Source organism: Shewanella japonica (genome assembly GCF_002075795.1).
Taxonomy (GTDB): Bacteria; Pseudomonadota; Gammaproteobacteria; order Enterobacterales; family Shewanellaceae; genus Shewanella; species Shewanella japonica.
Map to the genome: position 1 here is coordinate 2,016,985 of NZ_CP020472.1, position 11,748 is coordinate 2,028,732.

The 11,748-nt window shown below is 40.7% G+C and carries 7 protein-coding genes; 6 read left to right on the top strand and 1 reads right to left on the bottom strand.

The genetic code is table 11. The features are described 5' to 3' along the window. Positions 1 to 215 precede the first annotated feature (215 nt). The 4 genes from SJ2017_RS08620 to SJ2017_RS08635 all read left to right on the top strand — a co-directional run bounded on the left by SJ2017_RS08620 (position 216) and on the right by SJ2017_RS08635 (position 8,785). Positions 216 to 1,376, top strand: a complete 1,161-nt coding sequence (locus SJ2017_RS08620) for an efflux RND transporter periplasmic adaptor subunit (RefSeq protein ID WP_167692953.1) — start codon at positions 216 to 218, stop codon at positions 1,374 to 1,376. Continuing rightward, positions 1,376 to 4,543 (top strand): efflux RND transporter permease subunit, encoded by a 3,168-nt coding sequence (locus tag SJ2017_RS08625; RefSeq protein WP_080915492.1) that lies wholly within the window; start codon positions 1,376 to 1,378, stop codon positions 4,541 to 4,543. Before SJ2017_RS08620 ends, SJ2017_RS08625 begins: the two co-directional genes overlap by 1 nt. Continuing rightward, the gene (locus SJ2017_RS08630) at positions 4,536 to 6,044 is read left to right on the top strand and encodes an efflux transporter outer membrane subunit (protein WP_080915493.1); all 1,509 of its coding nucleotides are present in this window, start codon (positions 4,536 to 4,538) and stop codon (positions 6,042 to 6,044) included. The genes SJ2017_RS08625 and SJ2017_RS08630 overlap by 8 nt, the downstream gene beginning before the upstream one ends. 485 nt (positions 6,045 to 6,529) lie before the next feature. Next, the gene (locus tag SJ2017_RS08635; protein ID WP_080915494.1) at positions 6,530 to 8,785 is read left to right on the top strand and encodes a TonB-dependent hemoglobin/transferrin/lactoferrin family receptor; all 2,256 of its coding nucleotides are present in this window, start codon (positions 6,530 to 6,532) and stop codon (positions 8,783 to 8,785) included. Positions 8,786 to 8,914: 129 nt separating this feature from the next. Here the strand turns inward: SJ2017_RS08635 and pepE are convergent, their stop codons facing one another. Then, positions 8,915 to 9,625 (bottom strand): dipeptidase PepE, encoded by a 711-nt coding sequence (pepE, locus tag SJ2017_RS08640; protein WP_080915495.1) that lies wholly within the window; start codon positions 9,623 to 9,625, stop codon positions 8,915 to 8,917. A 441-nt stretch (positions 9,626 to 10,066) separates the two neighbouring features. Between pepE and htpX the strand changes: the two genes are divergently transcribed. After that, entirely contained in the window at positions 10,067 to 10,930 is an 864-nt protein-coding gene (gene htpX / locus SJ2017_RS08645; protein WP_055026313.1) for a protease HtpX, read from the top strand. Positions 10,931 to 11,242: 312 nt separating this feature from the next. Then, complete coding sequence (cctA, locus tag SJ2017_RS08650) at positions 11,243 to 11,578, top strand: tetraheme c-type cytochrome CctA (RefSeq protein WP_055026312.1); 336 nt, start codon at positions 11,243 to 11,245, stop codon at positions 11,576 to 11,578. Positions 11,579 to 11,748 lie beyond the last annotated feature (170 nt).

The following is an 11,748-nucleotide window of genomic DNA, read 5'->3' on the forward strand; positions in this document are numbered from 1 at the left end:
AATAAGTAATAACGATGACTATTTTTCTGCTATGTTTAATTCTAAATAAAACTCCGATTTTTCAAACATTTCCCAATCACATGTAGTAATATCTTACTAACAAAATTTAAACAATGAAGCGTCGGTTCACTACAAAAGGTTTAGGTTATAGATATGGCAAATTTAACTCTGCAACTCGTGCGACATTTTCTTTATTCGCAGCAGTAACCTTATTAATGGGTTGTGAAACCCCAGAACCTGTTATCACACCCAAATTGGTTGTGGTTGAACAAGTGGATACGGCAACGGTGCCTTTATTCGGTAATTATGTCGGTGTAACCAAGGCATCACTCGATGTTGAGGTTAGGGCGCGTGTCGATGGTTTTGTACAGGATAAAAGCTTTATTGAAGGGAGTGCCATTAAAGAAGGCGACTTACTTTACAGTATTGATAATCGACCTTATTTGGCTGTGGTAAACCGTTTAAAAGCGAATGTGGAGTCTCAGCAGTCTGTTTTAGATAAGTCTCAACGAGATGTTGAACGTTTAAAGCCTTTGTATGAGCAAGATGCTGCTAGCCAATTAGATTTTGATAATGCGATTTCGATATTGTCTCAGGCTCGTTCAAGTCTTGCAGCAAGTAAAGCAGAGCTTGAAGAAGCTGAGCTTGAGTTAAGTTATACCCAAATTACCTCACCAATTTCAGGATTAGTGAGCCGCTCCGAAGTTGATATCGGGGCATTGGTTGGCAGTAATGGCCAGTCTTTATTGACCCGTGTTAAACAGGTTGATCCAATCTATGTGACTTTTAATATGTCAGCATTAGATTACCTCAATGCTCGCCGACGCATGACCAGTTATTCTGAGCAACAAGAAGCAGAAGCAGAAGGTAAAGCGGTTGAAGGTTTTGTCACTATCACCTTGCCTGATGACAGTGAATATCGATACTTAGGTAATGTTCGCTTTACTGACCCATCAGTAAACCCTGAAACGGGCACTTTTGAAGTGCGAGCAGAGTTACCAAACCCCAATAGAGAACTTCTACCTGGCCAATACACCAATGTGCGCATCAAGTTGAATGAAATGAAAGATGCCATCGTGATCCCTCAAAAAGCAACGCAAGTTGAGCAAGGAGGCGTGTATGTCATGGTGGTATTACCAAATAATAAAGTCGAACGCAGATTCATTGTGATTGAACACCAAAGCCAACTAGGTGTAGTGGTTAAGAGTGGCTTAAAAGCGGGTGAATTAGTCATTGTCGAAGGCATGCATCGTGTTCGACATGGCCAACTCGCAGAGCCGTTAACTGCAGAACAATATCTAAAAAAAGAAGATGCAATTGAAAAAGAGCAAGCGCTTCAGCAACAGATATTGGAACAAGAACAGGAGCAAAAATAATGGCTCAGTTTTTTGTTAATCGCCCCGTTTATGCATGCGTAATATCAATCGTTATTGTGTTGCTTGGCCTTATTTCCATGTTTCAATTGCCTATTGACCAATACCCTTATATTACGCCACCTCAGGTGAAAGTATCGGCATCTTATCCCGGTGCAACGTCTACTACCGCTGCAGAATCTGTTGCCACGCCACTTGAGCAAGAGCTCAATGGCTTACCTAACATGATTTATATGAGTTCAAAAAGTACTAATTCAGGAAGTGCCAATGTCACAATAACTTTTGATGTTGGAACCAATCCTGACTTGGCTGCTGTTGATGTTCAAAATTCGACTCAACAAGCTACAGGTAGTTTGCCAATTGATGTGCAAACGGAAGGCGTTTCTGTGTCAAAAGAAGCCTCTGTTGAATTATTAAAGCTTGCGTTGACTTCAACTGATGAACGCTTTGACGAAATTTACCTCAGTAACTACGGCACAATTAACATTGAGTCTGCATTAAAACGTATTCCAGGTGTCGGTCGTGTTCGTAATACTGGTTCGCGCAGTTATTCAATGCGGGTGTGGTTACGACCTGACACTATGGCAGGTTATGGGTTAACGACTGCTGATGTTATTAGTGCAATTAAAGCGCAAAACAAAGAGTCGCCAGCTGGCACTATTGGCTCTCAGCCTAATAGTGATGCGCTTAGTATGACATTACCTATTACCGCTGCGGGCCGTATGAGTAGCGTTCCTCAGTTTAAAGAAATCATAGTCAGAGCTAATAATGATGGCTCTATCGTTCGCTTGCGGGATATTGCCGATATTGAACTTGGCTCCTCTGCTTATACATTACAATCTCAATTAAATGGCGCTAACGCGACCATTTTACAAGTGTATTTATTACCAGGAGCCAATGCGCTAGAGGTCACTAAAAACGTTAAAAAAGAAATGACGAAACTGGCTGAAAAATTCCCTCAAGGTATGAATTGGGAAGTCTTTTTTGATGCGTCTGTCTTTATTGAAAACTCAATTGATGAAGTGGTTAAAACCCTAGTAGAAGCGCTTATTTTGGTTATCTTAGTGGTGTTTTTATTCTTACAAAATGTGCGAGCCACTTTAATTCCTGCGATTGCTGTACCTGTGTCCCTGATTGGCACATTGGCAGCAATGTTAGCTTTTGGTTTTACGATAAATACGGTGAGTTTATTAGCGCTGGTATTGGCCATCGGTATTGTGGTGGATGATGCCATTGTGGTGGTTGAAAATGTTGAGCGGTTAATGAACGAGAAGGGCCTATCATCGGTTGAAGCGACTCGCGTTGCGATGAAGGAATTATCAGGGGCGCTAGTGGCTACGAGTCTTGTGCTGGCTGCTGTTTTTGTGCCTGTTTCATTTTTATCTGGAATCACAGGGATCATGTATCGTGAATTTGCGGTTGCGATTACGGTCGCAGTGCTGATTTCTACAGTGGTTGCCTTAACACTGTCACCTGCATTATGTGCGTTATTGTTAAAACCTGGCGATAAGCCGAGCTCTGGTTTTTTCAAGTGGATGAACGATAAACTTGATATGAGTACCACCAAATACGTATCGCTGGTGGCGTTGACAACCAAGCATGCTAAACGCAGTTATTTACTGTTTGCATTGATGGTTGGTGGGGTTTATTTCATTATGACGTCTTTACCGTCAAGTTTTATGCCTGATGAAGATCAAGGCCGCTTTTTCATTGATATGTCCTTGCCTGACGGTGCAACGGTTAATCGCTCTCAAGCTGTACTTAAAAAAGCTGAATCTCATGTTTTAGCTCATCCCGCGGTGGCATATTCATTTACGCTAGCAGGGGAAAATAAACGTTCAGGCTCAAATCAGGCGAATGGACAATTTGAAGTTATTCTTAAACCTTGGGCTGAAAGAGCAGAGTCAGATGCTACAGTCCAAAAAGTGATGAAAGACATTCAAGGCTCACTTCAAGATATCTTAGAGGCGGACTTTAATATTTATCTTCCTTCTGCTGTTCCGGGCTTAGGTAACGGCTCAGGTGTTGAAATGGAGTTGCAAGATACATCTGGTACCAATTTTAAAGGGTTAACTGAAACAGCAGATGAACTGATAGAAGCATTAAAACTTCAACCAGAAATCGCTAAAGCTAGTTTGTCACTACAAAGTGCAATTCCACAACTGCATTTGACTGTTGATGAAGCAAAAGCGATGGCCATTGGCGTGAATGTGGCAGATATCTACAGCACGATTAAAACATTTACTGATTCATCTACCGTAAATGACTTTAATTTATTTGGCAGAGTCTACCGAGTGAAGGTTCAGGCAGAAGAGCAATATCGTCAGTTTCCAGAGCAAATTAAAGATTACTATGTACGCTCGGCATCCGGCGCTATGGTGCCCATTGGTGTGTTAGCCAAATATGAATACTCAGTTGGACCTGCTGCAGTGACCCATTATAACTTATTCAGTAGTGTCTCGATTAATGCTACGCCTGCACAAGGGTATGCCTCGGGCGATGTGATTAAAGCGATTGAACGAGTAGCAAAACCAATGCTGCCAAATGAGTTTAGTTATGAATGGACTGGTATTACGTTCCAAGAAGTACAATCTGCAAATCAAACGAGTATTGCGGTCGCCTTGGCCATGTTATTTGTCTTTTTGTTTTTAGCAGCACTGTATGAAAGCTGGACAATCCCGATTGCTGTACTGCTAATTGCCCCCATTGCAATGTTGGGAGCGGCACTGGGCACCTTAGTGAGTGGTATGGAAAGTAACTTGTTTTTCCAAGTGGCCTTTATCGCCTTGATTGGTATGGCAGCTAAAAACTCAATCTTAATTGTGGAATTTGCGAATCAATTACATAAAGAGGGCAAAAGTCGAATTGATGCAGCGTTAGAGGCTGCCAATATGCGCTTTAGACCAATCTTAATGACCTCAATGGCATTTATTCTAGGGGTATTACCTTTGGTTCTGTCTGTTGGCCCAGGAGCTGTGAGTAGGCAAAGCATTTCTATTCCAATTTTATGTGGGATGGTGTTTGCGACAACCATAGGTATTGTCATGGTGCCGTTATTTTTCGTCACGACAGTGGGTTGGTTTAAATCTAAAGTCTCAAATGAAACCAAGTCAAATCCTGTGCAAAAAGTGCAAAATACGGACACGAATGAGGAGGGCAACCATGCTTAAATTTTCCAGCTTATCTGCCCCGACACAAGGCTATGTTGATGGGATTAGAGTCAAAGGAAAAAGTTGTCTGTCTATCCTTTTTGGGGCGAGTGTAACGTTACTGTTATCCAGTTGCGCTATGGGGCCTGACTACCAGCGGCCTGAAATTGAAGTCCCAGCTCAGTATCATGATGATTTAGCACAAGAGTCTCAAGAAAATTTGGGGCTTGCGAATTGGAAAGCGTTTTATCTTGATGAAGATTTACAAGTGCTTATCAGTCATGCGCTTGCGCAGAATCTAGACTTAGAAACTGTACGTTCAAGATTAATTGCTGCACGAAGAGAAGTCACGGTAACAGACTCAGCTTTATATCCAGCTTTTGGCATTAATGCAGATGCAGAGCGCTCTATTGATAGTGCGATTACCAATACCGATCCTGAACATGGTAACGAGTTTACTTTAGATGGCACGGTATCGTGGGAGCTAGATGTTTGGGGAGCTAACCGTCGTCGCAGTGAAGCTGAATATGCAAACTTCCTATCTGCGCAAGAAGCGTTAAATTTAGCGGTTATTAGCCTAATTAGTGATGTCGCGTCTCGATACTATGAATGGTTGGATATTGAACAGCGATATTTAATTTCTCTCAATACCGTTGAAATACGCTTAAAAGAGCGCGATCTAGCAAGACTTCGTAAACAAAATGGTGTGATTTCAGGTTTACAGGTTCGTCAAGCTGAAGTTGAGTATCAAAGTGCCAAAGTCACTTTACCTGACTTAGATTTCGAGCGTAAAGCAAAAGCTAATCAATTAAAAATACTCTTGGGTGAGTTTGACTATCCTTTAGCGCTTAAAACTCAGCAGGAGATTACAGCTTATCGGCAGTTATTCCCGACCAGCTTTACTGTGGGGGTGCCATCTCAAATGTTATCTCAGCGCCCAGATGTTAAGGCGGCAGAGCAAGAACTTATCGCCGCTAATGCGAATGTCGGCGTGGCGAAAGCTGCCTTTTTTCCACAATTTACTATAACAGGCAGTTATGGCACTGAAACCGATGATCTTAGCAGTATATTTGATAGCCAAGGTGTTACTTGGTCATTACTTGGTGGCATTACTGCGCCTATATTTAATGCCGGCCGTATCGCAGCCCAATATGACATCTCACAAGAAGCATTTAATCAAGCACACTTAAATTATCGAAGCACAGTGCTCAAAGCTTACTTTGAGGTCAATGACGCTATGAATAGTTTTCGCCGTTCAGAGTTAGCGATTGAAGCACAGCAAGAATTGGTTGAAGCGTCAAAAGAGTACACTCGCTTAGCCACTTTGCGTTATCGAAATGGTGTTTCAAGTTCTTTGGACTTGATGGATGCACAGCGCAGTTTATTTAGTGCTGAGTTAACCTTAAGCCAAGTTAAGCGTGATCGCTTATTATCGCTGATTACGCTTTACCGCTCGCTTGGCGGAGGAGTATTAACTCAAGAAGAGTTAGCCCAGATCACTGACCAAGAAAACGCTGATTAATACTTGCTAAAGCAGGTTTAGGTAAGCATTGTCTAAACCTGTTTTATGCTAGTAAATACAGAGTCATACTTTCGCTATTATATTGGCGAGCCAACTTACTCATTCCATATTTTACTCCATATTTCACTCCATATTTTACTGAAAGTGACTTTAGTCCTCTTCAATCACCATTATTGAGTCAACATTCATGGCAATTAAAGGCATGTAAACTCAAAGCTTAACTTAGATGGTGTTGCTTTGACGACTGATGTTAGATGCAAAAAGTGACAAATGTTATTTTTTAAATTAGCTTTGACTCATATTAGTAAATATTATTCTGAAAAGTTTTTACATCAATGAAACATAAGCGAAAATTCTCAATGAGTTTATTCACGATAAATGGATATTGGGATCGAGATCGCTATGTGAAAAATACTTCATGGTAGACTCCTGCGCAATTCGAGATGAGATTAATTCCTATTAAGTTTTAATTAAGGATAGCGTTGATGAAACCACTTTCAGTTAAATTAATTAGTGCTGCAATTGCTGCTGCATTATCCCCTCAGGTTATGGCAGATACAGATGAAGTTGTATCTAAAGAAGACATTAAACAATCTATCTCTAACTTCCATGAAGTGATTGTTATTTCTGGCTCACGTGTTGAGCAAACATTAGATCAAGTTGCTGGCTCAGTTGTTGTTATTGATGAAGAAGCTATTGCTCGCAACATGAGTTCAGATTTCGCAACGCTGTTCAAAAATGAAGCCGCTGTTGATGTTAAAGGTGGCGCAGGCAAACCTAGCTCAGTGACTATTCGCGGTATCGGCGGAAACCGTGTGATGATGGTTAAAGATGGTGTTCGTGTAAATAATCAATACGCATCACCATTAGGCCCAGGTGCTGAAGGTACAGGTCGTGGCCTGACAGAAGTCGAAGGTTTAAAACAAGTTGAAGTATTAAAAGCAGCTGCATCAACGATGTATGGCTCAGATGCATTAGGTGGTGTTCTTGTGATGACCACTAAAGATGCTGATGACTATTTACGTGGTGAAGATTACTACTTCTCGGCGAATGCTGGTTACACAGGTATGAATGATGAGTACACTGCGGGTTTTACTAGTGCATTTTCTGCAGGTAATTTTGATAACTTAGTAACGTATCAACGCCGTGAAGGTGAAGAGCAGCAAAACTACGATGGTACTTTGCCTGATAGTGACCTTGTCACTGATAGCTTTATCGTAAAAAGCAAATATCACTTCAATGATGACACTAACTTACAGTTAACCGTTGATTACATGAACCAGCAATTAGATCGCTGGGAAAACAGCTTAGATAACTTAAGTTCAATTGACTACGACCGTCAAACACAGGCGTTAAATACCTCTTTGCGTCTTCGTTCGACTAAAGACCGTGGTATCCACGATAGTGTCGATTTTGTTTTGTATTACGGTAAAACAGATCAAACAGAAAAACGTGATTATTATGATGGCGCCCAAGGCGGTATTCGTGACATTACCGAGAAAAGAGATTACCAATTTGATGAGTACCGTGTTGGATTTGCAAGTACGTTTGCTAAATCATTATCGCTAACGGGTCACGATCACAATATTATTTATGGCCTAGATGTTGAACAATCAGAAATGAGCCGCCCTCGTGATTATCAAGTGATTAATGACAATGGTAGCTGGTCGCCATCTGATACGGATACCTTCTCATTTGCAGATACTAAAAGCTTACGAGTTGGTGCTTTCATTCAAGATGATATTACTTTTTACGATGGTAAGTTAAATGCCATTTTAGGTTTGCGTTACGATTACTTCAGCAATACACCTGATCAACAACAAGCTGAAGATGCTGGTCGTGATCCTGCAGATTTTGAAGAGATGAGCGATGGCTTTTGGTCACCTAAGTTAGGTCTTGTGTACCATATGACCGATAACGTCAACGTATATGCTCAGTATGCGTACGGTTATAAAATGCCTACACCTGATCAAAAATGGGGTGAGCTTGAGGTTAAAGATGGCAAAATGCCATTCCCTGTATTGATTCAAGCAAACTACGATTTAGAGTCAGAATCAAGCCATACTGTTGAGATAGGGGTTCGTGGTCATCATGGTGATACACGTTACGAATTGACCACATTCTACACACAAGCCAAAGACTATATTGATTGGGAATTTGTTGGGTGTGGCGGTATTTTCGGCTGCGCACTACCTCAGTCACTTGAGTATCAATATATCAACTACGATGAAGTGACTTTATACGGTGCTGAAGCGTCATTTAGCCACTGGTTTACAAATGAAATTGAACTATGGGGTAACATTGCTTACACCCATGGTGAAGATCAAAACGGTGATTATTTAAATTCAGTTAGTCCGCTTAAAGGTAATGTTGGGATGAATTACTACACTTACCTTGCTAATAAGGAAGTGGATTTTGGGTTGACGGTTCGTTTTGCTGATAACATGGATAGAACAACTGACTTAGATATCTTCCCTCCAATTCCGGGCATGCCAGATATGGGCTTTAACGAAGTTTACAATACTGCTGGTTACGCAGTATTTGATATCACGGCTAATGTCATGCTAAGTGAAAATTGGACATTACGTGGCGGGGTATTTAACGTATTTGACACTGAGTACATTGATTACGCTGATGTGGCTGGCCAATCTAAATTTTTAATGTCTAACTTAGGTGTGACAGAAGATAATTACACGCAACCGGGCCGTTATTTCAGTCTTAAAGTCAATTATACTTTCTAAATCGCTGAGTTAACTTAGCGGTTAAAAGCGTTAAAAAGCCTTAGATTCAATATGAATTTAAGGCTTTTTTGATTAGGTATGATTCAATCGCAAGGTTTTATGCAGAACTTACCCAGTATTAATGAGGGATTAATCTAAGTAATGGCTTAAATCACTGCCAACAGGAATGACGACCTCTTGTTCTTTACCATGGAATAAATATGCGTCCTTTTCACCGACAAGTGAGAGAGTATCACCTTGACGCCAAAGGGCAGTGCCTTCCTGAATACCAATAACTGGCGTAATAGGATCGACAATCGTAAATTCAAGTAATCGCTGTGCTCGAGTTTCACCGTTATGACCAGGTGCTTGATAGTTGGTGTAGTGCGGATTTAGTTGAAATGGCAACAGTTTTAAGCCAGTAAATGAAGCAGGCTCTACAATTGGCATATCATTTGTGGTGCGAATACTCAGCCCTGTAATATTTGAGCCAGCACTCCAGCCGATATATGACTTACCATTGCTAACTTGCTCATTTAATAAATGCACTAAGTCGTAACGGTATAACTCGTTTAATAATTGGAAAGTATTACCGCCGCCAACTAAAATTCCATCTGCATCTTTTATCGCTTGTTTTGGGTCACTGTATTGATGAATGCTACTGACTTCAATATTCAGTGAGGCTAAACCTTCAGTGACCATTGCAAGATATTTATCATAATCGACACTCACGCCTGCGTAGGGAATAAACACCCATTTTTTTGCGTGAGTAGTAAGCGGTTTGATGAACTCAATGGCATGGGCTAAATAGGGAGTATTGCCTTCACGTGAACTGCTGAGCATTAATGCATTTACGGCCATTTCGATTTCCTTAACTGTTTAATTAATCGCTAGTTATTCTTATATTTATTGGATATTAACAAAGATTAATTACAAACCATAACCTAAGTGGATGGAAAATGATTAATGGAGGATAAATTTAAGCTTGGATTAATCTTATCTACCTAGACTTTGCGCTCTTCTTATCTCTGATAGCGATTAAGTCATAATTTAACGAAGACCATTCAGCTGAGATTAGGCTTGATGTGATATTTTCAAGAACTTGTCATTTTATGTCATTTTTTTTCGATGACACCTTGAAAATAACCCAATAGGACATATTATGTCATTATGCATTGAACTATCGCCATACGCTCAATGTAAAAAGTAGAATTGGCAAAAGATTTAAACAATCATGCATGAAGACATGGTTGTACGTTATTAGAAAGTTTTAAGCGGCGTTAGTGCCAGATAGGAGTTGTAATGTTACGTATTATGTTATTGATTGGCACCAACTTAGCAATTTTGCTAGTTGCTTCGATTGTGATGTCGTTACTTGGGGTGAGTACCTCAAGCATGAGCGGGTTGTTAATTTTTGCTGCCATGTTCGGTTTTGGTGGTGCATTCATCAGTTTAGCGATTTCTAAGTGGATGGCTAAAAAGACCATGGGGTGTGAAGTCATTACAACACCACGTGATAACACTGAACGTTGGTTAGTTGAAACGGTTGCCCGACAAGCTGAGCAAGCGGGTATCAAAATGCCAGAAGTGGCGATTTACCAATCACCAGAAATGAATGCTTTTGCTACTGGCCCAAGCAAAGACAATGCATTGGTCGCGGTAAGTTCTGGTCTACTTTATGGTATGACTCAAGACGAAATTGAAGGCGTACTAGCGCACGAAGTTAGCCACGTTGCCAATGGCGACATGGTGACATTGACCTTAATTCAAGGTGTTGTTAATACCTTCGTTATTTTTGCCGCTCGTGTTGTTGCTGGCATTGTTAACAATGTCGTTGCTAATAACAGCGAAGATGGTGAAGGTTTAGGTATGTTTGCGTACATGGCCGTAGTTTTTGTCATGGACATGCTATTCGGTATTTTAGCGTCAATGATTGTGGCTTACTTCTCACGTATTCGTGAATTTAAAGCCGATGAAGGCGCAGCTAAACTTGCAGGTAAGCATAAAATGATTGCTGCATTAGAGCGTTTAAAAACAGGGCCAGAAACAGGTGCAATGCCAGCACAAATGGCTGCATTAGGTATTAATGGTAAGCGTTCAATGGCTGAATTCTTAATGAGTCACCCGCCGTTAGACAAACGCATTAGCGCACTTAAAAACAGCTAATACATTAATAATATTGCGAAAAGGAGCCCAAGGGCTCCTTTTTTAATACTTTCTTTTTGAAATTGTGCGAGTAGAATGATGACCACTTTAATCTTGTGGTTACATCGCGTGACGCATGTTAAGGGAGAAGGTTCAATGTTAGGCTTGGGTAGTTGTATTTACTGTTGCTAAATTAAGCAGTGTTAGCTAAGTTTATTGTAGAGTCAAAGTATTGAGCCAAAATATTGAGTCAAAATGTCGTGCTGATAACCGATAACTAAGAAAGCTAATTGATGATCGTTTTCTTTATTATCACAAATGGAGGGTATTATAGTGAGCAATAAAATTCTTGTGGCTTTGTTTGCAGCAGCTTTAGCTGTACTGACATTGTCAACAAACGCGTTTGCGTCAGATGAAAACTTAGCTGATTTCCATGCCGAAATGGGTGGCTGTGAAAGCTGTCACGCTGATGGTGAACCATCTGCTGATGGTGAGTATGAGTTTGAACAGTGTCAAAGCTGTCATGGTACATTAGCTGAAATGGATGATAACCATGCACCGCATGACGGCATGTTAATGTGCGCCGATTGTCACGCGCCACATGATATGAATGTGGGTGACGTACCAACTTGTGATAGTTGTCATGATGATGGTCGTTCTGCTCAGTAATTGAGCTAGTTGAACTGTGTAACAACTGATGAATAAAGCACCGTTAATGACGGTGCTTTTTTTTTGCTTTGATCCAAGCGCCTTAAATTGACTGATATTTGTATATCAAAAACCCACTGCATGTTCAGATACTTATAATTAAACTACCCCTAAAGAGGTATTTAAATTGC